Origin of the sequence: Rhodococcus sp. SB1D, assembly GCF_048573875.1 — a bacterium.
Lineage (GTDB): Bacteria > Actinomycetota > Actinomycetes > Mycobacteriales > Mycobacteriaceae > Rhodococcus_F > Rhodococcus_F qingshengii.
Genome location: NZ_JBMAIQ010000012.1, coordinates 181064 through 205642, shown reverse-complemented (window position 1 = coordinate 205642; position 24579 = coordinate 181064). Strand labels below are relative to the sequence as shown.

The following is a 24579-nucleotide window of genomic DNA, read 5'->3' as shown; positions in this document are numbered from 1 at the left end:
AATGACTGCTAGCAAGCCACGTATCGCTCTTGTCGGATCCGGTCAGATGGGCTCGCTGCATGCGCGGGTCATCGCGCAGTCGCCGCTGTGCGAGTTGGATCTGCTGATCGAGCCGCGCGAGGAGCAGGGCAAAGCTGTTGCTGCGCGGTTCGATACGCGTTGGGCCGCCGATTTCGACTCGCTCGACGGTATCGACGCCGTCGTGATCGCCGCTGCTACGCCGGCGCACTACGAGTTGGCCGGGCGGGTTCTCGATCTGGGGAAGCCTGTCCTGGTGGAGAAGCCGTTGGCTGCGACGTACGAGCAGAGCGTCGACCTGGTCGATCGTTCGCGCGCGTCCGGTGTTCCCCTGATGTGTGGACTGCTCGAACGGTTCAATCCCGCTGTCCGCACCGCCCGTGAGTTCTCCGGCGATGTGTGGCAGGTGAACGGTATCCGCCACTCGCCGTTCGTTTCCCGCATTCCGACGGGTGTCGCGACGGACCTGCTGATTCACGATATCGACCTTGCCATCGGATTTGCCGGCTCGGAACCCAGTTTGGCAAAAGGGGAGTTCGGCTACTTCCACCCGACGTCCGTGCAGAACCGGTCGGAAGATTGCGCCGACGCCGTATTGCGCTTCGGATCAGGTGCTGTTGCAACGATTTCCGCGAGCCGGATCAGTCAGCGCAAGATTCGCCAGCTGTCGTTGCTCGAGGCCGATCGACTCATCGAGATCGATCTCCTGCGTCGCGACATCACGATCTACCGGCACATCGACGACAACATGCCCACCGATCGGGACGGCTACCAGCAGCAGACGGTCATCGAAATTCCGACGATCCGCTACAGCGAGGAACCGCTTGCCGCGCAGCTGACGCATTTCCTCGGATTGGTGCAGGGCACCGGTGACGCAGACGGTGAGCGAGCGTCGATTCTGCCCGCTCACCGCGCGGTTCACGAGGTGACGGAATCTGCGTTGGCTGCAGCGTTGTCGTCCTGACCGCTGCGTCGGCGTCGGAAGGCCCACGCTCCTTGAGACAGTGCCAGGAGCAATCCGACGCCGGCGACAGTCCAGCCGAAAGTGCTTCCGGGTGGACTGAATTCGATGGTGAGGGCAGATCCGGACGTGGCACTCGGCGGTAGATCGACCTGCAACAACCCGCCGGGGCTGGCCTTCGTCTCGACCGTCTGACCATCGACAGTCGCCGTCCAGCCCGGCCAGGCCAGTAGGGCGAATGTGACCGTGCCTGATCCGGTGTATTCGACGGTTTCCCTGGTGTCCGTAGCGGCGGCATCGCCACGTACGTCGAGACCAGGCGTCGCTGCGGATACGCGACCGTCGGGCCACTGATGCTCGGTGGTGCGATGGCCGACCGTGACCACCCGATCCGGCGATACGGTCCACTCGCCCTCGGGTAGGGCGTCGAGGGCGCGTTTTCCGCCGTACGGTCCGGAATTCTGAACGACGACCGTGTCGACTCGCATCGCGTCGAGCCAGGACACACCCGTTCCCGGCGATTCAGCGAGCAGTCGGTCGACGCCGTCCGGACACTGGACGCCGCCGTAGTAGTTCAAGCACAGTGCTTGAACGAAATCGTTGTAGCTGATTCCGGCGTAGCTGTTGACGGCATTGACTCCGGCAGGCTGCCAGGCGTTGCCGAACAGGAGGTCACCCCACTGCCCGGTTTCGTTGTCCGGCGGGATGTTGACGGGGTCGGCAATCGCGAAAGTGGTTCCCTGGTAACGGTCCTCGAACTTGGACTCCAGGAATGCCACCTGCCTGGGGAACTTCCACGGTGTCACGTTGTAGTTTCCGGTGAACCAGAAATTGGCTTGAGCACTGAGCACGACGACGATGCCGACAGCGAGTGCACCGGCGAGGTAGCGGGGCTTTCGGTAGGCCACGACCAACGCGAAGACGGTGAGAACCACGGTGATTATCAGTGATGCCGAGTGAATACCGATGTCTTCCGGGACATTCGACCAGGCAAGATAGAACTGAAGTGCCAACAATCCCGCGGTGATGATTGATCTTGTCCGGATTCGATCACGATGCAGTCCGGCAGAGAGGGCGACCGCCGTGACCACGATGGCGGGCAGTTGACCGTACTCGAGCAGTCGCGCGGGCCAACGGAAAAGCCACAGATTCGACGGTCCGAGAAGTAGTACGACGTAAATTCCGCCGAAGACGAACAGCGAGACGCTGTGGCGGCCCAACTTCTTCAGTGACTTCCATTGAATCCACGGTGCGAGCGGTATGAGGAACCAGGCCAGGTACACCAGTGGAATCGTCATGGCAGGCGAAGCGAAAGCGGTGACGTACGGCTGGTTCGACGGGCCGGAGAGATTGAGCAGGTCACCGAGATCGGGTCGAAGCGAACCGTCGTTCGCGATTCCGGACTGAGTACGCACCGACACGCCGGTGGTGAAGAGCAACGGTAGATACACGATCAGCGACATCATGATGATCGCTGCCGCGCTGATCATCAGTGATTTGATGCTGCCTGCGCGTTTGATTGCGATGCATTCCGCTATGACAGCGAGGTAGACGACCGCGACACCGACAGCGCCGTACGGGTTTCCGGTGGTCATCGCAAGATAGCCGAAAACGATCGGTACCAGGGGGTTCACTCGGCCGAGGGCGCTGGCGCGGGTAGACCACCAGACGTGGGGGATCCAGGCGAAGGCGATCAGCCCGGACGCCCAACTGGAGGCGTCGAAATAGAGCGTGTATCCGGCGAACGGCATGGCAAATCCGGCGATGAAAGCCATCGACCGATTGGCGCCGTACTGGCGGGCCACCAGATAAACGCCTACCGCGAGAATCGCCATGAATTGCATCTTGACCAGGGTGATTCCGATTCCCAGGTTCGGAATGAGTGCAATGGCAACCGAATCCAGAAGGATCACGGGATTGTATGTCCCGTAAAGGGCTTCGGCTGTGACATTGCCGCCGGCCCACAATTCGGGGATGAGCGTCGGCCATGACCCGGACAGGATTCGCTCGCCGATCGTGTGCCAACCAGGCGTGAAAGCTGCTGCGCTGTCGTCCCAGTAGTAGAACCACCGATTGGAGATCAGTGGGATGGCGGCGACGATCGACACCAGAGCGGCGAGAAGAATTGGCGGCACCACGCGTTGTGCGAGCGGTAAGTCAGATTTCACGATGTGCTTTCGTCTTCGAGTCGATGGCTGTTGTTCGGAGCCTGGGTCGTGCTCTTTTTCTCGGAGCCTGGGCTGCGCCTTGTTTCTCGGAGCGTAGTATTCCGACGAGTTCGAACTGCAGTCGGGGAAGTAAGGAGATCGGGACGTGGCGACATCGCGAACGGAACCCGTTCGTGGGGAACCAGCTACGCCGGAACTCTCGGTGATCATCCCCGCATACAACTCAGGCGAGGTGCTGGAGTCGACGGTGCGTCAATTCGCCGAGTACTTCACCAGCCGCCCGGCCGAGAGCGCCGGTCAGGTCGAGATCATCGTCGTGGAGAACGGTTCGACGGACAACACTGCCGACGTGTGTGCTGCTCTGGCAGCTTCCTGGTCTTGGCCTGGAGTGACCTTCCTGCCGATGAGCAGCGACAAAGGGATGGGCGCAGCGCTTCGCGCCGGGACGCTTGCTTCTCGTGGACGACGCGTGTTGCTCACCGCGGACGACCTTCCGTTCGGTTTCGGTGACATCGAAGGCGCCGACCGCGTGATGGCGGATCTAGGGTCCGTCCCGCCGGTGGTCATCGGTTCAAAGGCTCATTCGGACTCAGAGGTGGAACGTGGCTTGCTGCGTTCGGTGATGACGGGTGGATTCGCGACGCTGCGACGGGTGGTGCTGGGTACCCGCACGGGCGACCCCCAGGGGACATTCATCGTCGACGGCGTTTTGCTGCGTCGAATCGCACCCTCGCTGACCGAGCGTGGATTCCTTTTCACCACCGAATTGGACTACGCGCTCGAATTGGCTGGGGTGCGCCCGGTCGAGGTCCCGATCCGACTCAGCGACGATCATCTGGCGCACGCGAGCCGTATCTCGCCCAAGGACGTGGTCCAGATGGCGAAGGGTCTGTTGTCGCTTCGTCGGCGAAAGACCGAGCTGCGCTCCGCCGCTGCAGTGAGTAATCACGGGTAGACCTGGTGTGACTCGGTGCCCGGGGCGCCGAGGTGCGGATTCGCGATACCCTGCGGGGCGTGGATACCGTGAACACGACCGATGACCAGTCCGATTCCGGAGTCGAGTTGATCGAACGCAGCGCGACGTCGGATCGACTGCTGGCGCAGCGGACGTTGTTCACCGGAACTTCGCCCGTCGCCAGTGACGAACTGTATGCGGTGACCAAGGTCGGTATGTCGACGCGATCGCGGTTCGAGTTGCGGCTTCAGCCGGGCGCGGTCGCGCACACCAATACCTTCTTCGGTCGTTTTCCGGCCAGCTACTGGCAGCGCTGGACCAATGTCACCGAGGTCACCGTCACTGCACATGTCGTGGCCGATACCGCTTGCCGCATCCAGATCCAGGCCTCGGACATCGGTGGCCACCGTCGTATCGTGACGAACGTCGTCGTGACCGGCGACGAGCGAGTGTCCATGACCGCCCCGCTCGATACTTTCGTCGACGGCGGGGCACTGTGGCTGCAGTTCGAAGCGCAGGGTGGCGTCGCAGTGGTCGACGATGTGGAATGGACCGTCGTCTCGCCGGAGTCGATTCGCCCGGTAGCCGTGGCGATCTGCACGTTCAATCGTGCGGACGACTGTGCGCGCACGGTCGAGGCCCTCGCGTCCGACGAGCGTGTACTCGCGTTGCTCGACGCTCTGTACGTCGTCGATCAGGGAACGGATCCGGTAGAGAGCCGTGAGCTGTTCCAGGAAGTGTCGAAGAAGTTCGGTTCGCGGTTGCAATATCTGCGGCAGGCGAATCTGGGTGGTGCCGGCGGATTCACCCGGGGCCTGTACGAGGCTTCGGCGGCCGGGCCGCACGCCGACGTGATCTTGATGGACGACGACATTCTGTGCGAACCCGAATCGGTTCTTCGACTGAGTGCGTTCGCGAACATGACGACGGAGCCGGCGTTGATCGGTGCCCAGATGCTCTTCCTGTTCAACCCCGACTACCTGCTGGCTTCGGGTGAACGCGTGGATCTGGGCACGCTTCAGCGTGGTGTACCGACCGATGAGCACGGTGTTCGTAACCGGAGTGTGCTCGAGAAACTGCCGGAACGTCGCGTGGACGCCGAATACAACGGCTGGTGGTCTTGCCTGATTCCTGCTGAAGCCATCGAGCGGATCGGCTTGCCACTGCCGGTCTTCTTCCAGTGGGACGACGTCGAGTACAGCTTGCGGGCCGGGCGGGCCGGGATTCCCACCATCACGTTGCCGTCGGCTGCTGTGTGGCATGCGGACTTCTATTGGAAGGACGTCGACGGTTTCGCGCACTACTTCAGTACGCGCAACGGTCTGATCACCGCTGCGCTGGACCCAGGGTTTGCACCCAAAACCCTCGCGAAGCAGCTCTCCCGGGATATTTCGCACTCGATCGTGGGTTTGCAGTACGGCCTTGCACATACGCAACTCCGGGCGATCGAGGGATTCCTCGAGGGGCCGGCAGGTTTGGCGGACGGTGGGCAGAAGGCGCTTGCCGCGATCAACCAGGAACGTAAGCGCTTCCCCGAGACTGTGACCCGCCCGGCGTCGGAGCTGCCGGGCAGGCTGCCGATCCGCCGCGTTGCGCCCAGCCCGAAACCCGGTTTGTGGACGGACCTCGTTCTGGCGAAACGCGCTGTGATGCAGGCTCGCAATCACCTCGAGCGAGGTCCGGTGGCGATTTCGTACGAGGACGCGCAGTGGTGGCACGTCGGACGTTTCGATCACGTCTTCGTCACCGATGCTTCGCAGGGAGGCGTGCGTGAACGCCGCTTCGACAGCGAGAAGGCCGCCGAGATGAGCGGCCGCCTCGCCGGCGTCATGAAGAGGTTCCTCGCCGAAGCACCAAGTGTGGCTGAAGCATTCGCTCGCGAGTTTCCGCAGCTCACGAGTCGGGAGAACTGGGCTCGACTGTACGAGAAGTGAGCCTCAGCGCACTATCTTGACGACGACCTGCTCGTTGTCGACGGTGTACCCGAGGTATTCGAACGAGATGCCGGTGCGTGTGACGAACTCCGTCCACGCCCGGTACTCGTGCTGCTGCCACCCGGGATAGTTGAAGAATTCGTCGAAGACGACGATCGACCCGGGTACCAGGCGGTCGCCGAGGAGATCGAGCACCGTCTTGGTGGACGAGTAGAGATCGGCGTCGAGGTGCAGGAACGCAACGGGGCCGGGTTCGTCGTTCAGGAACGAGGGCAAGGTGTCCTCGAAGAGGCCCGGAACAAGTTGCGCTCCAGGCACTTCGGGGATGGATTCCTGTGCGAACTCGCCGACCTGGAACCCGGTGCGCCAGGTCTCCGGAAGGCCGGAGAACACGTCGAAACCTGCGACGGTCCCCTCGCGTTCGGTGAAAGCCTCCGCGACGATCCTGAGTGTGGTTCCGCTGGCGACGCCGAATTCGAGTGCCATGCCGGGTATTTCGATCAAGCCCAATGCGTGGCGCAGCGTGTCGTGCGGGTGGCCGAATGTCTCCGCGACTCGAAGGTGTTCGAGGATGAACTCGGCAGTCGACGCTGTCGCTTCCAGATCCACGGCGTAGGCCAGATCCCGACGCTGGCGAAATTCCAGCTCGTCGATCCTGGACCGGAGGCCCGCGATGTCACCGCGGGCCTCGGCCAGTTCGTCACGTGAGAGTGCCAGCGCGTCGAGGATCTGTTGCGTGCGATCTGCGTTGCGCCGGTCGGCGGCCTCGACCACCTCGGATACCGCACGCTGAAGCTTGGTTCTGGCGCTGGAACGGAACTGCTCGAACATGGCAACCTCTCGTCGGGATCACCCCCATGCTGCCAGGCTTTGTTCGCTACCGGTCCCGACCGCGGTAGTGACTCTTGAGTTGTCGGGAGATCACCTTGATCTCCCGCGTCCTCTCTGCCTGCAGACGAGCATCGCTTCGCGCGGCGTTCCATGCATTCTCTCGCTGTAGTTTCCGGTAGCTCGCGAGCCTCCGCTCATCGATATCGCCACGCCCGAGTGCGCTCAGGACTGCGCATCCCGGCTCGGAGTTGTGTGCGCAATCGGAGAACCGGCACTCTGCAATCAGCTCCTCGATCTCGGGGAACGTCTTCTCGATCCCCTCCGCCGCGTTCCACATGCCGACCCCTCGCAGGCCGGGTGTGTCGATCAGTGTCCGGCCGCCGGAGAATGAGATCAACTCTCTGGTGACGGTGGTGTGGCGTCCCTTTCCGTCACCGGTCCGAACGCGACCGGTCTCGAGTCGATCGGCGTCTGTGGTGTCCGCGAGGAGGGCGTTCGCGAGCGTCGACTTACCGGCGCCTGATGGACCGAGTATCGCCACGGTGCCGTCCAGAACTGCATCGAGTACATCCATTCCTTCGTTGGTCTCGGCACTGACGGCCAGCACTGTTGCGCCGGGCGCAATGGCAGTGACCTCGGCGAGAGTGTCGGAGATATAGTGAGCTGCATCCGATTTGGTGAGTGCGACGACAGGGGTTGCACCACTTTCCCAGGCGAGTGCGAGTAGTCGCTCGATGCGCCCGAGATCGACGTCGCCGTCCGAAGCCGTGGCGATGACGACGGTGTCGACATTGGCCGCCAGAATCTGGCCTTCCGATTTTCCGGATGCCGAGGATCGAACGATGCTGCTTGATCGGGGGAGTATCGAAGTGACCGTGTGCATCTCGGGTTCGCGTGAGTCCCGTAACTCGGCCACGGCGACCCAGTCACCCGTACAGAGTGGATCGCTGCCGCTGAGTGCGCGAACTGTGCCTTCGGCGACGGCCACGTCACACCGCCCCCGGTCGACGCGAAGAACGCGCCCGGGTGCGGAGTCCGGTGGGGCCAGGGCAGTGAATGTGTTCGAGAGTGTTGCGTTCCAACCGTATTCGGTCAGGGGCGCGCTGTTTTCCGGCATGGTGAGTGTGTCCTCGAGTACGAAGAAGTGTGAATGTTGACGGTGCTGAAACTGCGGAACACGACAGTCATCAATACTCACTCCTCGAAAATCTCAGGACGCACCATGCGTCGGATCAGAATCGTCTCAGCCGCAGACGCGACTGTGCAACTGAATTAACTCGGGGCGGCCGACTTAACTCGGACGTTCGAACTTCTCTTCCCGGCCGAGCTTGCGCAATCGCATCCACTCGCGCAGTCCGGCCGGATCGCGGCGTGTGATCAGGAAGTACCAGCCGAACCGAACCCATTCCTGCGGAAGCAGTTTCCGCATTCCCGGTTGGGAGAGGATGTATCCACGGTTGCGGTACGTGAAGTAGCGCTTCGTGTCGTTGTCGGGGTACTGCGTGTGCATGCGTCCGCCGAGGATCGGCTTGAACTCGTCCGCGCCGTTGGGGTGGACATAAGCAGTTTGCAGGCAGGTACCGAACTTCAGGCCGGAGCGCACGAGGCGACGGTGTACCTCGACCTCGTCGCCGCGGACGAACAGGCGTAGATCCGGAACTCCGACGGCATCGATCGCGTCGGCGGTGAACAGTGCGCCGTTGAAGAGGGACGCGATACCGGGCAGGAGATCCTCGTCGCCGAGCTCGGAACGCAACCGGCGCCACGACGTGCCGCGGCGAAGTGGGAAAGCGAGGCGGTCGGGGTTGTCGATGTCGCAGACGACGGGGGAGACCTCGGCCAGGTCGTTCCGAATTGCACAGTCGAGCAGTGTTTCCAGGACTTCGGGGCCGTCCGGGCGGCCGTCGTCGTCGGCGAGCCAGACGCGGTCGGCGCCGAGTGAAAGCGCGTAGAGAATGCCAAGAGCAAATCCTCCGGCACCGCCGAGGTTGTGCTGAGAACCGATGTAACTGGTCGGCAGTGGAGCGTTGTCGACGAGCTCTTTCACATCGGCTTCGTCGGCATTGTCGACGACAACCAGATGATCGAGCGGACGCGACTGGGTGCTGAGAACCTTCAAGGATTCGGCCAGCAGTTCACGACGCTTGTGAGTGACGACGACCCCGATGATTTTCTCGGGTGCGCTCACGGGGTGTTCTCCCGTTCCATTTCCTTGATCACGTGGCGCACATGTTCGGCGGCGTCGTCACCTTCGTAGGCGCGCACGACGTCTTCGATGTCGCCTTGCATGCGGATCTGGCCGTGGTCGATCCACATCGCACTGTTGCACAGCTGAGCGAGGAATTCGTTGGAGTGGCTGGCGAATACCAGGATGCCGGAGCGTTCCACCAGCTTCTGCAGCCGGATGCGGGCCTTCTTCATGAATTCCGCGTCGACGGCACCGATGCCCTCGTCGAGAAGCAAGATCTCGGGATCGATACTGGTAACGACGCCCATGGCAACGCGAACGCGCATACCGGTGGAGTAGGTACGCAGCGGCATGGAGAGGTATTCACCGAGTTCGGTGAATTCGGCGATCTCGTCCATCTTCGCGAGCATCTGCTTGCGGGTCTGACCAAGGAACAGGCCGCGGATGATGATGTTCTCGTACCCGGAGATTTCCGGGTCCATGCCGACACCGAGGTCGAAGACGGGTGCGACGCGTCCGCGAATGCTGGCGGATCCCCGGGTCGGTTCGTAGATTCCGGAGAGCAGGCGCAGCAGGGTGGATTTGCCGGCGCCGTTGTGGCCGACGAGCCCGATGCGGTCGCCTTCCTTGAGCGTCATCGTGATGTCGCGGAGCGCTTCGACGACGACGACATCGGAGTCGTTGCGGCCGATGGATCCTCCGGCCTTGCCGAGGAAGGCCTTCTTGAGCGAGCGGGATTTCGCGTCGAAGATCGGGAAGTCGACGCACGCGTTCTGCGTGTGGATGCTGACTGGCTGACTCATGTGTTTCCTCTAGACCCAGTAGGGCACGCGTGCCCGGTACTTGCGGAGTGCCAGAATCGCGACGGCCCAGCCGACGACGGTGAAGGCGATGACGATGTACCAGTGGTATGCCTGCTGGTCGGCCCCGATGAGTGGTGCTCGGATGATCTCGAGGTAGTGGTACAGCGGATTGAGTTCGGCGAGCCGGACCCGTTCCATGGCTTGCCCACCCTGGTCCTTGAGGGCCTGAGTTGTCCACATGATCGGCGTCAGCACGAACAGCAGCAGGGTGAGGCTGCCGAGGATGGGGGCGATGTCGCGGTACCGGGTGGAGAAGATACCGAAGACGATCGAGACCCACAGCGTGTTCGCGACGATCAGCACGAATGCCGGTATTGCCGCGAGCGCCGTCCAGCTCATGTTCTGCCAGATACTGAACGCGAACAGAAGAACTATGTAGATCGCGAAGTTGTGCGCGAAGAACAGCACCTGACGCCAAACCAGGCGATATACGTGCACACTCAACGCCGACGGCAACTGCTTGATCAGGCCCTCGTTGGCGATGAAGACCTCGGAACCTTCGAGAATGCTTGCACTGATCAGGTTCCACACGATCAGCCCGACCGTGACGTACGGCAGGAACTCCTTGAGCGGAATGTTCAGCAACGCGGAGTACAGAAGACCCATCGCGGCGGCCTGAACGCCGGTGGCGATCGTGATCCAGAACGGTCCGATCACCGACCGGCGGTAGCGCTGTTTGATGTCCTGCCAGCCGAGGCTGAGCCACAACTCACGCTGATTCAGACCGTCGCGAAGGTCTTTGAACGCACGACGGAACGTCTGGGAGTCGGACACGGGCGCAGGTGCGTCCGGCGTCTCGGATTCGATTGCGGATGCTGACACGGAGGTCGAGCCTACCGGCCTGGCGTCGGCGCCGGATTTCCCTCGGACCTAGCGGTGGTCCGAGTTACAGATACTGGCCGGTTCCTGGGCTCTGTTGGTCCGGATGTGCAGGCGAATGCGGAGCCCCGATGCTCATGCCGGGAGGCAGTGCGCCCTGACGCATTTGTTCGAGCTGAGCGCGCGCTGCCATCTGCTGCGCGAACAGTGCGGTTTGAATTCCGTGGAACAGTCCTTCGAGCCAGCCGACGAGTTGGGCCTGCGCGATTCGCAGTTCGGCGTCGGAGGGAATGGAGTCGTCGGTGAACGGGAGGCTCAGTCGCTCGAGTTCTTCACGGAGTTCGGGTGCCAGGCCTTGTTCCAGTTCTCGGATGGACGAGGTGTGGATGTCCTTGAGGCGCTTGCGGCTGGCGTCGTCGAGCGGCGCGGCGCGCACTTCTTCCAAGAGTTGTTTGATCATCGTGCCGATTCGCATGACCTTCGCCGGCTGCTCGACCATCTCGGCGACGGACTCGGCTTCGGATTCCGCGCCTTCGGTGGTGCCGGAGGTGGAGGCCTCTGCCTCGGCCGCCGGCATCGCGACGGGTCGACCGTCGGGTCCGATAACGAGTACCTGCTCTTTGTCGGGGTTCGTCATGCTTCCATCTTGTCGTGTGTGGGCGACAAACGCCGCGTAACCCCCAAAAAGTTAGCTATCGAATAACTGTACTGACGGGTAATTGGGTGACTGCCTTCGACTAAGCGGGCGTCTGCACCTAGAGTGTCGAGCATGGCTTACGACGTTGCCCGCGTACGGGGGTTGATTCCCTCACTCGGTGACGGCTGGATCCACCTCGATCCGCAGGCCGGAATGCAGATCCCGGACGCCGTCTCGCGGACGGTCTCCACCGCGTTCCGTGCCTCTGCATCTTCTTCCTCCGGTCGCCACGTCTCGAACCGTCGTAGTGCTGCCATTCTCGAGAGTGCGCGCACCGCGGTCGCCGATCTGGTCGGCGGAGATCCTGCGGGAGTCGTTCTCGGATCAGACCGAGCGGTGTTGTTGGCTTGGCTCGCCGAGTCGCTCAGTTCGCGGTTGGGCCTCGGAACCGGTCTCGTACTCTCGCGCCTCGACGAAGAGGCGAACGTCGCGCCCTGGCTTCGTGTGGCCAGTCGCTACGGCGCTCAGGTGCGATGGGCAGAGGTCGAAATCGAAACGTGTGAGCTCCCGAGTTGGCAGTTCAACGATCTCATCACCTCGACCACTCGATTGGTGGCCTTGACGGCCGCATCACCGGTCGTCGGTTCGGCTCCGAACGTCCGCGCCGCAGCTGATCGTCTGCACGAATTCGGCGGACTGATGGTGGTCGACGCCGTCGGTGCAGCGCCATATGCGCATGTGGACATGGCTGATCTCGGGGCGGACATCGTTGCCGTCAGCGCGCCGTCGTGGGGCGGTCCGCAGGTGGGCGCACTCGTCTTCCGCGATCCCGGACTGCTCGACCGAATTCCGGCCGTGTCGCTCAACCCGTACGCGCGTGGCGCCGAGCGACTCGAGGTGGGCGGTCATCAGTTCGCGCTGCTGTCCGGTCTCACGTCGTCGATCGATTTCCTGGCGGGCTTGGACGAATCGGCAACGGGAACCAGGCGTGAGCGCCTCGAAACCTCGATCAGCTCGCTGCAGGACTACCAGGACGGTCTGTTCGATCACCTCATGCGTTCTCTCGCAGCCCTACCCAACGTGATGGTGATCGGCGGCGCACCCACGCGGGTGCCGACGCTCAGCTTCACGCTCGAGGGCATGGCGGCAGACAAGGTCGCCGCGCATCTGGCCGACAAGCGCATCGCGACGGTCAGCGGTACGCACGGCGGTTCCAGGCTGCTCGACGCCCTCGGTGTCAACGACGAAGGCGGCGCGGTCACCGTCGGCCTTGCGCCGTACACGACGCGGTACGAGATCAATCAGCTGGTCGCCGAACTCGGCGCCCTGGGCTGATCGATCCCGCTCGGCTCACTTCACGGTGAGGATGACCTTGCCTACGGTTTCCGGCGAATCCAGCAACTGATGGGCTAATGGCGCCTCGGTGATCGGAAGTTCGGTCGACACGATCGGTTGAACCGATCCGTCTGCGATCAACGGCCACAACTTCGCGCGGACGTCGGCGACGATGTCCGCTTTACCGCCGGGGCCGGTGAGCGGACGCCCACGCAGGCCCGTCGACGTGATGTTTCCGCGCTTTCCCATCAGCTTGGCGATGTCGACTTCGCCCTTGCGGCCACCCTGCATTCCGATGATCACGACGTGGCCGTCCATGGCGAGTGCGTCGACGTTGCGCCCGAGGTACGACGCTCCCATGTTGTCCAGAACCACGTCGGCGCCGTGGTTGTCGGTGGCTTCGGCGAGTGATGCTACGAAGTCGCTGTCGCGATAGTTGATGAGAATATCCGCGCCCAATTCGCGGCAGCGGTTCAATTTGTCCTCCGAACCCGCGGTAACTGCGACGCGGGCGCCGAGGGCTTTGCCGACCTGGATGGCGTGGGTGCCGATTCCGCCGCCACCGCCATGGACGAGGAGGACCTGTCCGCGTCGGAGACCGCCGCGCATCACGACGTTGGACCACACCGTGCACGCAACTTCCGGCAGAGACGCTGCGACACGGAGATCGACGCCCGCGGGAACCGGGAGAAGTTGTGTTGCCGGGACCGCGACCTTCTCGGCGTAACCGCCGCCGGCCAGCAGTGCGCAGACTTCGTCGCCGACGGACCAACCGGTGACGTCTTCGCCGAGTTCGGTGATCACACCCGAGCATTCGAGGCCGAGAATGTCACTCGCGCCGGGCGGCGGCGGGTAGAAGCCTTGACGTTGGAGCAGGTCGGCGCGGTTGACTGCGGTCGCGGCGACCTCGACGAGTACGTGCCCGCGAGGTAGTTCAGGATCGGGCTGTTGCGCCCATTTCATGACCTCGGGACCGCCGGGCTGATCGATCGTTATGGCGTACATGGATACGACGCTAGCGAATCTCCCCGCTGACGGGTGTTTTGCCGCTACCGTCGCGGACGTGACTTACTTCGGGAACATGCAGAACGAGATCTATCTGACGGGACTGAGCGGCGCGAAGCCGGCTTTGCCGATGACTGCGGCAGGCTTGGAAGATGCCGCGCGCGAGCAACTCTCACCGGAGGCTTTCGGGTACATCGCCGGTAGCGCGTCGACCGAACGAACCGCGGAGTCGAATCTGCGGGCGTTCGACAAGCATGCGATCGTGCCGCGGATGTTGCGGGGGACTGCGGCGCCCGACGCGCGTGATCTGAGCGTCGAGGTGTTGGGGACGCGGTTGGCTGCACCGATCCTGACGGCTCCGGTGGGCGTGCTCGGCTTGGTCCACGACGACGCCGAGGTTGCGGTCGGTTCGGTCACTGCCGAGTTGGGGATCGGATCGATTCTCTCGACGGCGGCATCCTCGACCATCGAAGACGTAGCGGCGGCCTCGGGCGATAACTGGTGGTACCAGCTGTACTGGCCGGCCGACGACGAGCTTGCCGAGTCGTTTGTCCGTCGAGCGGAGACGGCGGGCGCGAAGGCTATCGTCCTGACTGCCGACACTCCCGGTATGGGTTGGCGTCCAAGGGATCTCGAGCTCGGCCACCTTCCGTTCCTGCAGGCGAAGGGTATTGCCAACTATCTGTCGGATCCGGTGTTCCGCGCCAAACTGGCGACGCCGCCCGAGGAGAGCGCAGAAGCGCTGCAGATCGCGGTTCTCACGTGGGTGTCGTTGTTCGGTAACCATGCGGTGCGGATCGCGGATATCGCGAAACTTCGCCAGTGGACGACACTTCCGATCGCAGTGAAGGGAATTGTCCATCCCGACGACGCACGTGAGGCCGTCGCGGCCGGCGCCAACGGCATCGTCGTGAGCAACCATGGTGGGCGTCAGGTCGACGGGTCGATTTCGGCACTCGATGCTCTCGGTCCCGTCGCTGATGCGGTGGGGGATGAGGTGGACATCCTGATGGACTCCGGAATTCGTTGTGGTGCAGACGTAATCAAGGCTCTGGCCTTGGGTGCCGATGCAGTGCTGTACGGGCGGCCGTGGGTGTACGGGTTGGGATTGGCCGGAGCGGACGGAGTGCGTCATGCGCTCCGGAGTCTCTTGGCCGACCTGGATCTCACCATGGGACTGGCGGGGCTGGCATCGGTCGCCGAAATCGATCGTTCGATCCTGATGTCCAATTCGTGACTTTAGGGTGAGTCTTACTGTGACGGGCGGACACAGGTCTAAACTTGGAACCTGTGACAGCTGAAGCGACAACCGAGGAGACATCGCAGGCGGCGCACGGTGAGACACCGTGGCTGACGCCATGCGAGATGCGTGCATGGCGCGGCTACATGGACGGTAATCAGCGCCTCATGGAGGTGCTCAACCGCGAACTGCAGGATTCACACGACCTGTCGTTGGCCGATTACCGCATTTTGGTCATGCTCTCGGAGTCAGCTGACGGGTCGTTGCGGATGAGTGACCTGGCAGACGGCGTGCTGTCTTCGCGGAGTCGCCTCACGCACCAGATCAGGCGGATGGAATCTCAGGGCATCGTCGTGCGAGACACCTGCGTCGAAGATGGTCGCGGCGTGCTCGCGCGGATCACGGAAGAGGGTAGGCGTCGCCTCGCCGAGGCAGCGCCTACTCACGTGGCCGGGGTGCGGAACAATCTGGTCGATCTGCTGACTCCCCAGGAACTGGACGTGCTGGCAGACGTCTTCGAGAAGGTCGACAAAGCCATCGGCGAGCGCTGACTTCTGGAGCCGTTTTCGCGGTCCGTGGGAACACCCGATAGGATCGCCCACGGAAGCGTGGCAGAGCGGCCGAATGCACTCGCCTTGAAAGCGAGCGTGGCGTTAAACCCACCGGGGGTTCAAATCCCTCCGCTTCCGCCAAATGTTCGTTGTTCAAACCCAGCCCGCGCGAAAGCGTGGGCTGGGTTTTTTCGTGCCCTACGAAGCGCAGGAGCGTCGAGGAGTCGGATGTGTAGCAATCTTTGCCGCCCTGGGGTCGCCGGGTGAAGCAATGGCTTCGCCACTTCGGTGCTACGTCCGATGTTGCGGCAATCTGCCGGTTCTCGTTGTGCTGTGGTGAACGATCAGCCATTGCGGCGCTCGGCGACGAGAGTTCCAGGTGATCGCATCGTGCGGCTGGTGGTCAATTCGATTCCCTCCTTGGCTAGATGGGCTCGTGGTTTACGCGGCCTCCTTGCGCTTGGTGTCCGAATGAGCTGCGCGCCACCAATTAACTGTTGACCGTTCAATAAGTTTGCGTGGCCATATCGCCAGAGACCACGTTGCATTCAATCTGCTGAAATGCTCCGGATCGTGCCTTGTTTGCACGTTTGCTCGACTGTCACCAATGGGCGGATGGTCCAAGTTTGGTGACCAGTCGGGGCCCCAAACCCACTGTCAGTCCACGTCAACAAGCTGCGAACCAGCTTGCCGAAGCTCACGGGGACGTGCCTGCCGGGTTCACCGGCAATGTGCCGATCCCGCCAGATCCGAACGCGCCCGACGATCGATCGTTCCCGCAAAAAGTGTGGGACAGCGCGTGGGGTGTCGGGGAAAGCGCGGTCGACACAACAGTCGATAGTGTCGGAACGCTCGGGGATGCGTGGCGAAATTTCCTAGTAGTCCCCGTGCACGATGCCGCCGTCGATCCGTTCGGGTTCAATCGCGGTCAACGAGCACAACCTTCACCCGAGCATTCCCCGGCTGAGATCGCTGCCGCAGCAGCAAATATCGTCTCCCTCATTCCGATCGTAGGCACAGGAGGCAGAGTCGGCGGAGCTGCCGTGCAAGAAGCGGTGGAGGCTGTTCTGCGGCGCGGCGGAACCGCCGCAGACGCCGAAGCCGCAGGTCGCAGGGCAGCCGCCACCGACGGTGAGGCCGGGAATAGAGCCCCTAGCGATCCGACTATTCCCGTCGGAGACAGACCGGCCTCGACACCTGTGGGTGGGCGCGGAGATCGCGAAATAAATGTAAAGCCCGGAACCAATCGTCCTGGAATAGTCAACGGTCGTGAATATACGGGGCATGCGTTCGACCGAATGCAAGAGCGCGGCATACTCCCATCCCTGGTTGAACAGGCCATTCGTGAAGGGTTGGCGACCCCGAGCAGAGGAAACACGACCGTGATCTATGATTCGATAAACAACCTATCAGTTATCATCAATGAAACGGGCAGAGTTGTGACCACCTCATTTGGCAATTTATCGGGAAAGTGAAAAACATGACGGATCAATCAATTTACCGCCTGGAAGCTGAGCAGGTTAATCGCGATTATTGTGACGGAAAAATATCCTTGCATGCGCTAGTTGAAATATTCGAGAGGTACGTCAGAGAACGCGAATCGGAGCGTGCATCAGATTCCGAAACCCTGAGGGGGGCCTGGGGTCAAATTGAAATAATGAATGCAATTAACCAGGATGATCCTTCGAATTCGAGCAAAAATGAGTCGGAGGTGCGAGAAGTTATTCAAGAATTCTTGGACTTGCTTCCGTAGTCTCTTTTCTCGGTCCAGGGGCGACTAATCAAGGCAGGCTTTGACTCACTTGCGCGACCAGTGTCATGTCAAGTGACACTGGCCAGCAGTTGCTTATTGTGATGTGGTAGCAGACTAGGATTCGCAGGCTGACGGTTCAGACGTCTTCGCCTTCGAGGGCGGCCATCCATTTGCCCTGATCACCGATCACGACTACCTCGCCTACCGCATCCCAGTGGAACACGACCACATCCTGATGATTCCAGGTAAACCGACTACCTGTACAACAGTGCAGGCGTCCGCATACCTGCCTGGCGTGTCACCTTATCTTTGGAACAGAAGAAGTTACTTTCAGTGTTCGAAAGCGCTCGTGACATCGTCTCAGACGAACTGGACGTAATGGAGCAGAGCGACCGGCACGGCAACGCCGGCTAAACCTGCAGATCATCACACTTTTCGAGAATCCGTCTCGTCTGGACAGTCAAGTGAATGCCATCCACTGGCCTCCACCAAAATGATTTCCATTTTCAATAACAGAGGTGCGCCGAGTTTGAACCTTTATCGTTCAACTCGGCGCTCTTTGTTTTATGGAGGTAAAACGGGTTTAAATCTCATTTGATCTGTTGAAAAATTACCAATACATTGCGACGACTTCAATTTCGATTAGATTTGCATCCGGTTGTCTGTTTGTCGATGGAGTGGATGGAATCTGAATGGAGGGTATGTCGCCTAGCGCAGTGATGCCTGCGTGAGTGCGCGCCTGCGTTCTAAATGTAGCGAGGTCGTCCGGTGTGGCAGTGATACCATACTCGCCTAGCCGGTCCGCAATCTTTTGAAACGCTTGCACCTGTGATTCCGTCGATGTCCATTCAATACGATTTATTGCAACAATCTGATCTATATTGCTTTGTTGCTCGTCCGAGATGCTAGCGCTTGAATTTCCTACCAGCAATCGACTGTATTCGCGGAGCGCGCCCTCGAAAACACGCGCTTCGTGATCGTTATTAGGAGTTGCCTCATCGAACGAAATATTTTGGAATGTATCGACGATTTGCTGGCCGCCCGGCATGGTCTTTGCAAATAGATCAAGTAGTTTAACGGGAGTCCAGGTCTTACGGATGCCGTCGATACTCACTCGCCCGAGAACGGTGACTGTTGCGTCTGAAAAGAGCAGACGTCGCATGTCTTTCCAGAATCTGTCCTTTTCAAGCACGCCCACTAATTCAATCTCTTTGGTTTGCAGGCCAAGACTGTTGGCAAGGTCTGTGTCCACCAGATATTGTCGATTGTCTTTTTCATAAAGCCTGACGTTCGTTACTATCGACCTGATAGGAACGAGGCCGGCCATGAAACGATCCAACAATTTGCCATAAGAGTTCATCTCTGCCGGGAGCACTCCTCCTAGATTAGTACCAAAAATCTCAGGATGGTCGGCACTCATCTCGGCGACCTCAGTGATGATCGACCCCATACTAAATAGCGGATCGGCTTGTAGCTTAACTTCTAGCTCGATAAGGCTGCCGCGGGTGAGCTGGGAGACATTGATGCTGACTTGTTTAGACTCTAGGAGCTTCTCTATACTGTCGATATTCTCAGAGGTCCCTACAGGAAACAGAAGGTCAGCCTCCTTCACACGTTGATGAAGCCGCTTAAACTGGGACTGAATACTGGCTTTTCGCGTTGCCTGAACTGACTGACTGCTTTTGGTTTGGAACGAGGACTTCGAACTCACGCTCGTTTCTTTTGCCCCGATACTACTTCCCAATTCACCTCCTACGGACTCTTCTTGGGTGCGTCCTTCTTGGATTTGTTCGGTCAGCTCTCCTTCTCTAGAGACAAGAAGGCTAAGAACGCTAATCTCGTCAAGGTAGACAAACTCCATAAAAGGCGAATTCTTAATGGCCCGAGCTTTCTTCCGCATTATCCATGCCCAAAGTCGTTTCACCCAGTTTGGTACTATTTTCATGTTAGATTCCCCCATTTGATGACTGTGATCTATTACGCAAACGCTCAAAAGCTCCAGCTAGGTCTTCGACGCGAAGTGATCCTCGACGATCGGTAGCAGCCAGTAGAGCTGCCTCAGTCCATATTGAGGCAATTCGTGCAGCAGACCAGCCGTCAGTACGCTCTGCGATCGTTTCTAGCGGCATAGAGCTGGGATCTACAACATTAAGACGCTTCATTGACACTTTTAGGATCTGAAGCCGATCATTTGCTGTTGGCATTGGAAATTCAATCTCCCAATCGAATCGGCCCGGTCGACGTAGCGCCGGGTCGATATCGTCAGGGCGATTCGTTGCAGCAATGACAATTATGTTGGAGCTCTTCTCCTCGAATCCGTCCATGAGTGTCAGTAGCTGGGCGACAACTCGCTTAGAAGATTCGTGCGATTCTCCACTCCGCTTTTCTGCGAGACTGTCGATCTCGTCGAAAAACACGACGGCGCGAGGCTTGGCGGCGGCGTCCTCAAATAATGTTCGCAAGTTCCCTTCGCTGTCGCCAACCCATTTGCTGACAATCTCGGGACCGCTGATTGAGTAGAAGGCAGCTTTGGATTGATCGGCGATGATTCTAGCAAGATGAGTTTTGCCTGTTCCTGGTGGCCCTGTGAACAGAACTCCTTTGATGGGCTTGGCTCGAATACTAGCTAGTTCCTCAGCTCTGAGTAGTGGAGTTTCGATCAATTCGCGTGCTCGCGCAATCACATCTGGATAGCCGCCAAAGTCGTCAAAGGTAAGCTTCTTGCCTTGTGACTTCCATAGGTATCTGTCCGGTTTCATGTCTGTTGAGTTCACGTCACGCGGATGGAGTGGCGTATCGGCGATGACTTCATGGACACCACTCTCGTCATAGGTAACGGTTTGACCGACGACAGTCTCCTTCGGCTTTTTGTTAGGTATGAGATGGAATGAGTATCCGTCCTCGATAAGTAGTTGCTTGTTGATTATTTTGCGAATGACACCGATTTTTTTCTCTTCTATCCACATGGATGGGTCAGCCACACGGAATTCGTTGCCGCTGATCAGAATTACTTCACCAGGGTGTAGAGCGACGTCGTTCTCGCTTGTCATGAAACCAGAATTTCCGTTCGGAAAGCGGAAATTAACCCTCATACTGTCACTTGAAATAGAGGTAATCATTGCTAGTTGGCCTGAGAATCCATCGCTGTACTTGAACGACTCTGTCATATTTCTTATTTTAGCATCTAGTGAACGTAGTTGAAGTGACGTTTGGTTGAGCGAGTGTTTTGCACACGACCATTGTTAGACTGGTCTAGTCCGCAGCCGTACAATCGGTTTCTGTTTACTCGTTACTGTGTCATAATTGATTCAATTTTCACAGCTAAAATGTCTCACAATTCGGAAATGCAACGTCCGAGCAGTGATGGCGACCAATTGTGTATTGCATCTGCTCGCACTGCGTATCCAACTGAGCTGGCGTTACCATTTTGTGCAGAATGCCTATGGCCAGCAAAGATCCCTACAACTTTCCATATCTCGGAGGGCTCTCGTGAAATAACGGGACTTCCCGAGCATCCAGAAACGCCTGGTTCGCTCAGTTCGTAGAATGAGTGTCCTCGTATCGCGAATAACGGGATATCTTGCATCCTTCTGCGGATATATCCCTGAAGGTAGACTAGGTCAGGTCTGAGTGCGATGACCCCGTCCTTCTCAAGCTCTTGCGCGGTCTCTTCGGGATATGACCATTGCCTGTATTCGAACGACGACCCCTCCCAAGTGTCTGATATGCGCATAATTGATGGATAATTTATCGACGGTATTCGTAGTACGGCGACATCCTCGGAGGGGTGAGTTTCTTGGTCGCTTACTCGATGAACATGCCAGCCATCATCGTCGGCTGTAAGTACTGCTAAATGATTGCCCGTGTCAACACCCAAGAGGTGAGCATTTGTGAGGGCAATTCCATCAGATCCCACAAGAAAACATGTGCCATGGAACCTCTTGAGGCTGTAGATTTCACCCTCTTTGGAGACTTCGACAAGCGGAAGAACATAATCCCGGATCGGTCGACTGCTATCACTCATGCGTATATTCTAGCATTCTTTGTAAGTAAAAAACCACCACCCCGATGTAGAAGCAGGCTTTATCTAAATGACTCAGTAACGTCGTAGGCTATGTTAAAAATCTTCCTACATTCTTTTTGGAGTGCTCTATTTTATGATATTGACGTTAAGTCAACCATATGTTTAAATAAGTATACCGAAATGTCTATAAATCGATTGTAGCTATCTCGGTCGCCTTAATTGAGCGCCCCCACACCCTTTGGATAAGGAATGCAGGTAAGGAGCTTGATTATGGCGCCACGGACAGTTGGCCTAAGTTGGCCTTCTATAGTTGCCACTGCTGCAGGCTGGTCAATAGCAGTCACGCTACTAACGATGTCGGTCGTACGTCTAGTTGCTCCCGGATACGAACTTATAGGTTTGTGCCTCTTCGGTGCCGCATTTGCTTTTTGCACCTGGATCGCCGGGATGCTGACAGCAAGTATCGTACTTCAAGTGGAGCGCGACCGCGAGAATGCGGAATATCTTCGCATGTTGGAGCAAGAGCTTGACTAGGCCTAAGGTCTGAACTTACCTAGGCTAGGTGACCACTCAGTCCGTATTCCACTTCGTGTGGAATTCGGGCTATTTCTTTATCTCAAATGCAGATATTTCGGTCACTGTTAGAGGATTGCCTCACTCCACTCATTCCGGCGTGAAGGAGGGTCAACCCCATCGACTCCCTACCGCTCATTCGAATATAGATTTATTCATCTTTTCATGCTTATATATCCTCAAGGAGTACATATTGCCATGCAAAGGCAACGAACTAACTTAAAGAAACTATCACCCACTAATGACAATCAAGTCCGAATCACTGATGTAGAACGTAACTAACCTAGCCGTTGCATGTCATCACGGCTACCGTGGTTCTAATGAGCGTTTGTCTGATTTCACAATAGTCGCGATTGTTCTACAAACAGAGTACACATAAAACGGAGGCACACTATGACCAAACCCGAATATCAAATACGTGACGAAGAACGTTTAGAACGGCACCGTAAACGTAGTCAAGTGGCACGAGCGAATCGTAACCTCCGCTCCATTGCGCGAGCACACCTCGCCATTTCTAGTTGCATACCGGAGTCAGACGAGCTCGACCAACTACCATCACTACCTGTGTCTGCTGTCGATCCAGCTGACGAAGCAACGAGTCCTCCGTCTCCTGATGACCAACGAACTACGCCCTCTACGATGCGACAAGCTCCGCAGGCTGACGGATCAGACGTCTACGCCTTCGAGGGCGGCCATCCATTTGCCCTGATCACCGATCACGGCTACCTCGCCTACCGCATCCCGGTGGAACACGACCACATCCTGATGATTCCAGGTAATACCGACTACCTGTACAGCAGCGCAGGAGTCCGTATGCCTGCCTGGCGTGTCACCTTGTCTTCGGAACAGAAGAAGTTACTTTCAGTGTTCGAAAGCGCTCGTGACGTCGTTTCAGACGAACTGGACGTAATGGAGCAGAGCGACCGGCACGGCAACGCCACCTAAACCTGCAGCTCATCCCACTTTTCGAGCATCCGCCTTGTCTGGACAGTTAAGTTTGAATGCCATCCACTTGCCTCCGCCAAAGCAAAGGCTCGGACCTCGGACTTCGGTCCAGGTCAGAGCCTTTACTGTTTTCGGAGTCACACTGCTCGGGTAGTGGGCATCAGAACCGCACGGTGAATACCACGTGGCGATGCTCTCGGTCCGCGCGCTGGAAAAAGTCCGCCACTTCCTGAAGCCAGCCCCAGGCGTACCCGCGCTCGTCGGAGCCGTATTCCGGGTTGCGGTCGTCGAGCGGCATCGCGTCGTAGCGCACGCCGAACTCGGATTCGGTGATTTCCGCCAGGTACGAGGAGACTTCGGCGACCCGATCGGGTGCGAGGTAGGTGACGAGTTGGTCGTCGGTGTCGGTGTTGAGATCTTCGTCCCCCAAGATCACGCCGTAGGCCGGCCAGTTCTCGGACACGCGCTCGTACCCCGTGCTGGAGAGGGCGCACAGGATCGGATACCACGCCTTGTCCGTGTCGCACGAGAACTCGGATCGGCCCGTCTCCTCGATGTCCTCGACCACAGCGCCGAGTTTGTCGTCGTCGCCGCGCGCGTCCAGAAGTTCCGCTGCCACGCTGTCTGACAGCGCGAAATGCACCCCAAGTTCCATGGCGTGATGCTAACGGCTGACCTTGCCGGCGTCCCGCCGTCACTACGGGACGAATCGCCTCAGGTAACGATCCTGCTCTGCCTCCGACCGAAGTTACCCATGGTGGGCCGGCTGTCGTACATACTTCATCGGTGATTCCGACAAAACGGACCGGCCTTTCTGTTGTATCGCTGGTGATCCTCGTCGTCGCGGGGTTGCTGGTCGCAGCCCCTGCCAGTAGCGCCGCGCCGCCGCCTGACTGGAAATACACAATGGTGGCGTTCAGCAATGCCAGCGACCGTGACATGGATGTCTACGAGTCGGCCGACGGCACCGGCTTTCAGCTCGTCCAGCAGTCGGCGTACAGGCCGCCGTCTGGGCTCGTGCGTGATCCGAGCATCTTCCGGAACACGGACGGGTTGTACTACCTCACCTACACGACGGGTGGTGGGGCGAACATCGGGTTTGCACGCAGCAGCGACCGCATCAACTGGACGCCGCTGGGGAACTATCCGGTTCCGTTTTGCTGCGCCTTGATGCCTGGTACGGGAGATGGCACCGGTTCTGCGAGCCCCCCGGGCTTCTCGGGTTCGGCTGGTTTCAGCGACGGACCGTCGCTGTCACCATTCGTCACCAAGGCCTGGGCGCCTGAATGGTTTGTGGACGGCGATCGCGTCAACGTCATCCTGTCGATGTCGACCGGTGGAGGATTTGTGCCGTATCTGATGACGGCGTTGGAACCGTCGCTCCGGTTGTGGAGCCCGCCTGTTCCGCTCGCCGGGATCGGTGCGGACCACATCGACACCACCGTGGTCAAAGTCGGATCGACCTATCATGCGTTCACCAAGAACGAGACGAGGAAGGTCGTCGAGCATGCGGTCGCTCCTTCGGTGACGGGACCTTATTCGTTTGTCCCGCCCGGGAATTGGGGTTCGCTTGTCGAAGGTCCGGCCGTGGTTCAGTTGCCGAGCGGCGACTGGCGGATCTATCTCGACGCCTATACCGAAGGAAAGTATCTCTACTCCGACAGCACGGACGGGCTGAACACCTGGTCTCCTGTGCAAGAGGTTCCTGGGGTGTCCGGGACTGCACGGCATCTCGGCATCATGAGAGAACCGGCATAACATTCGACCCTGAGTTGGTAG

20 protein-coding genes and 1 tRNA gene are annotated in these 24579 nt (G+C 59.2%); 9 read left to right on the top strand and 12 right to left on the bottom strand.

Going from position 1 to position 24579, the window contains the following annotated elements; genetic code table 11:
- The first annotated feature begins 1 nt into the window (after position 1).
- Positions 2-982, top strand: a complete 981-nt coding sequence (locus tag ACN50D_RS24815) for a Gfo/Idh/MocA family protein (protein ID WP_007731789.1) — start codon at positions 2-4, stop codon at positions 980-982.
- Here ACN50D_RS24815 and ACN50D_RS24810 read toward each other — a convergent pair.
- The gene (locus tag ACN50D_RS24810; protein ID WP_007731788.1) at positions 937-3147 is read right to left on the bottom strand and encodes a hypothetical protein; all 2211 of its coding nucleotides are present in this window, start codon (positions 3145-3147) and stop codon (positions 937-939) included. The two genes, ACN50D_RS24815 and ACN50D_RS24810, sit on opposite strands and share 46 nt — an antisense overlap.
- Positions 3148-3292: 145 nt before the next feature.
- Between ACN50D_RS24810 and ACN50D_RS24805 the strand changes: the two genes are divergently transcribed.
- Entirely contained in the window at positions 3293-4102 is an 810-nt protein-coding gene (locus ACN50D_RS24805) for a glycosyltransferase (RefSeq protein WP_054827093.1), read from the top strand.
- A 68-nt stretch (positions 4103-4170) separates the two neighbouring features.
- The gene (locus ACN50D_RS24800; RefSeq protein ID WP_212633873.1) at positions 4171-6036 is read left to right on the top strand and encodes a glycosyltransferase; all 1866 of its coding nucleotides are present in this window, start codon (positions 4171-4173) and stop codon (positions 6034-6036) included.
- Between the two features lie 3 nt (positions 6037-6039).
- Here the strand turns inward: ACN50D_RS24800 and ACN50D_RS24795 are convergent, their stop codons facing one another.
- The 6 genes from ACN50D_RS24795 to ACN50D_RS24770 all read right to left on the bottom strand — a co-directional run bounded on the left by ACN50D_RS24795 (position 6040) and on the right by ACN50D_RS24770 (position 11374).
- Positions 6040-6867: a TylF/MycF/NovP-related O-methyltransferase gene (locus ACN50D_RS24795; protein ID WP_212633829.1), complete on the bottom strand. Its 828-nt coding sequence runs from the start codon at positions 6865-6867 to the stop codon at positions 6040-6042.
- 46 nt (positions 6868-6913) lie between these two features.
- Positions 6914-7984: a ribosome small subunit-dependent GTPase A gene (gene rsgA, locus ACN50D_RS24790; RefSeq protein ID WP_020968136.1), complete on the bottom strand. Its 1071-nt coding sequence runs from the start codon at positions 7982-7984 to the stop codon at positions 6914-6916.
- Positions 7985-8158: 174 nt separating this feature from the next.
- On the bottom strand, positions 8159-9055 hold the full coding sequence (locus tag ACN50D_RS24785) for a glycosyltransferase (protein ID WP_054825477.1): 897 nt from the start codon (positions 9053-9055) through the stop codon (positions 8159-8161).
- A complete protein-coding gene (locus ACN50D_RS24780; RefSeq protein WP_007731776.1) occupies positions 9052-9858 on the bottom strand; it encodes an ABC transporter ATP-binding protein in 807 nt (268 codons plus the stop codon). Before ACN50D_RS24780 ends, ACN50D_RS24785 begins: the two co-directional genes overlap by 4 nt.
- A 9-nt stretch (positions 9859-9867) precedes the next feature.
- Positions 9868-10740, bottom strand: coding sequence for an ABC transporter permease (locus ACN50D_RS24775; RefSeq protein WP_064442976.1), 873 nt, complete (start codon positions 10738-10740; stop codon positions 9868-9870).
- A 64-nt stretch (positions 10741-10804) separates the two neighbouring features.
- Positions 10805-11374: a bacterial proteasome activator family protein gene (locus ACN50D_RS24770; protein ID WP_003943894.1), complete on the bottom strand. Its 570-nt coding sequence runs from the start codon at positions 11372-11374 to the stop codon at positions 10805-10807.
- Between the two features lie 132 nt (positions 11375-11506).
- Between ACN50D_RS24770 and ACN50D_RS24765 the strand changes: the two genes are divergently transcribed.
- Complete coding sequence (locus tag ACN50D_RS24765) at positions 11507-12709, top strand: cysteine desulfurase-like protein (protein WP_007731767.1); 1203 nt, start codon at positions 11507-11509, stop codon at positions 12707-12709.
- A 15-nt stretch (positions 12710-12724) separates the two neighbouring features.
- Here the strand turns inward: ACN50D_RS24765 and ACN50D_RS24760 are convergent, their stop codons facing one another.
- Positions 12725-13714, bottom strand: coding sequence for an NAD(P)H-quinone oxidoreductase (locus tag ACN50D_RS24760; RefSeq protein WP_007731765.1), 990 nt, complete (start codon positions 13712-13714; stop codon positions 12725-12727).
- Between ACN50D_RS24760 and ACN50D_RS24755 the strand changes: the two genes are divergently transcribed.
- From ACN50D_RS24755 to ACN50D_RS24745, 3 genes are all read left to right on the top strand, one after another.
- A complete protein-coding gene (locus ACN50D_RS24755) occupies positions 13713-14951 on the top strand; it encodes a lactate 2-monooxygenase (protein ID WP_054188648.1) in 1239 nt (412 codons plus the stop codon). The two genes, ACN50D_RS24760 and ACN50D_RS24755, sit on opposite strands and share 2 nt — an antisense overlap.
- Positions 14952-15079: 128 nt before the next feature.
- Positions 15080-15505, top strand: a complete 426-nt coding sequence (locus ACN50D_RS24750; RefSeq protein WP_020968140.1) for a MarR family winged helix-turn-helix transcriptional regulator — start codon at positions 15080-15082, stop codon at positions 15503-15505.
- Between the two features lie 51 nt (positions 15506-15556).
- Positions 15557-15646 (top strand) — tRNA-Ser (locus tag ACN50D_RS24745).
- A gap of 2222 nt (positions 15647-17868) precedes the next feature.
- Here ACN50D_RS24745 and ACN50D_RS24740 read toward each other — a convergent pair.
- The 3 genes from ACN50D_RS24740 to ACN50D_RS24730 all read right to left on the bottom strand — a co-directional run bounded on the left by ACN50D_RS24740 (position 17869) and on the right by ACN50D_RS24730 (position 21282).
- Positions 17869-19203, bottom strand: a complete 1335-nt coding sequence (locus ACN50D_RS24740; protein WP_142006286.1) for a DUF6414 family protein — start codon at positions 19201-19203, stop codon at positions 17869-17871.
- 1 nt (position 19204) lies between these two features.
- The gene (locus ACN50D_RS24735) at positions 19205-20425 is read right to left on the bottom strand and encodes an ATP-binding protein (RefSeq protein ID WP_054188645.1); all 1221 of its coding nucleotides are present in this window, start codon (positions 20423-20425) and stop codon (positions 19205-19207) included.
- Between the two features lie 164 nt (positions 20426-20589).
- A complete protein-coding gene (locus tag ACN50D_RS24730) occupies positions 20590-21282 on the bottom strand; it encodes a S1 family peptidase (protein ID WP_116057441.1) in 693 nt (230 codons plus the stop codon).
- Between the two features lie 1212 nt (positions 21283-22494).
- Between ACN50D_RS24730 and ACN50D_RS24725 the strand changes: the two genes are divergently transcribed.
- Positions 22495-22800 carry a hypothetical protein gene (locus ACN50D_RS24725; RefSeq protein ID WP_054188644.1) on the top strand — a complete coding sequence of 102 codons (306 nt, stop codon included), beginning with the start codon at positions 22495-22497 and terminating at the stop codon, positions 22798-22800.
- A 160-nt stretch (positions 22801-22960) separates the two neighbouring features.
- Here the strand turns inward: ACN50D_RS24725 and ACN50D_RS24720 are convergent, their stop codons facing one another.
- Positions 22961-23455, bottom strand: a complete 495-nt coding sequence (locus ACN50D_RS24720) for a DUF1877 family protein (RefSeq protein ID WP_054188643.1) — start codon at positions 23453-23455, stop codon at positions 22961-22963.
- Between the two features lie 251 nt (positions 23456-23706).
- Here ACN50D_RS24720 and ACN50D_RS24715 point away from each other — a divergent pair, with 251 nt between their 5' ends.
- Positions 23707-24558 carry a glycoside hydrolase family 43 protein gene (locus tag ACN50D_RS24715; RefSeq protein WP_003943973.1) on the top strand — a complete coding sequence of 284 codons (852 nt, stop codon included), beginning with the start codon at positions 23707-23709 and terminating at the stop codon, positions 24556-24558.
- Positions 24559-24579: the final 21 nt, after the last annotated feature.

Excerpts from the sequence above, each read along its gene's own strand:
- ACN50D_RS24815 (WP_007731789.1), top strand. The coding sequence starts at position 2 with ATGACTGCTAGCAAGCCACGTATCGCTCTTGTCGGATCCGGTCAGATG.
- ACN50D_RS24795 (WP_212633829.1), bottom strand. The coding sequence starts at position 6,867 with ATGTTCGAGCAGTTCCGTTCCAGCGCCAGAACCAAGCTTCAGCGTGCG.
- rsgA (WP_020968136.1), bottom strand. The coding sequence starts at position 7,984 with ATGCCGGAAAACAGCGCGCCCCTGACCGAATACGGTTGGAACGCAACA.
- ACN50D_RS24780 (WP_007731776.1), bottom strand. The coding sequence starts at position 9,858 with ATGAGTCAGCCAGTCAGCATCCACACGCAGAACGCGTGCGTCGACTTC.
- ACN50D_RS24770 (WP_003943894.1), bottom strand. The coding sequence starts at position 11,374 with ATGACGAACCCCGACAAAGAGCAGGTACTCGTTATCGGACCCGACGGT.
- ACN50D_RS24765 (WP_007731767.1), top strand. The coding sequence starts at position 11,507 with ATGGCTTACGACGTTGCCCGCGTACGGGGGTTGATTCCCTCACTCGGT.
- ACN50D_RS24755 (WP_054188648.1), top strand. The coding sequence starts at position 13,713 with ATGGATACGACGCTAGCGAATCTCCCCGCTGACGGGTGTTTTGCCGCT.
- ACN50D_RS24760 (WP_007731765.1), bottom strand. The coding sequence starts at position 13,714 with ATGTACGCCATAACGATCGATCAGCCCGGCGGTCCCGAGGTCATGAAA.
- ACN50D_RS24750 (WP_020968140.1), top strand. The coding sequence starts at position 15,080 with ATGCGTGCATGGCGCGGCTACATGGACGGTAATCAGCGCCTCATGGAG.
- ACN50D_RS24740 (WP_142006286.1), bottom strand. The coding sequence starts at position 19,203 with ATGAAAATAGTACCAAACTGGGTGAAACGACTTTGGGCATGGATAATG.
- ACN50D_RS24735 (WP_054188645.1), bottom strand. The coding sequence starts at position 20,425 with ATGACAGAGTCGTTCAAGTACAGCGATGGATTCTCAGGCCAACTAGCA.
- ACN50D_RS24730 (WP_116057441.1), bottom strand. The coding sequence starts at position 21,282 with ATGAGTGATAGCAGTCGACCGATCCGGGATTATGTTCTTCCGCTTGTC.
- ACN50D_RS24725 (WP_054188644.1), top strand. The coding sequence starts at position 22,495 with ATGCGACAAGCTCCGCAGGCTGACGGATCAGACGTCTACGCCTTCGAG.
- ACN50D_RS24720 (WP_054188643.1), bottom strand. The coding sequence starts at position 23,455 with ATGGAACTTGGGGTGCATTTCGCGCTGTCAGACAGCGTGGCAGCGGAA.
- ACN50D_RS24715 (WP_003943973.1), top strand. The coding sequence starts at position 23,707 with ATGGTGGCGTTCAGCAATGCCAGCGACCGTGACATGGATGTCTACGAG.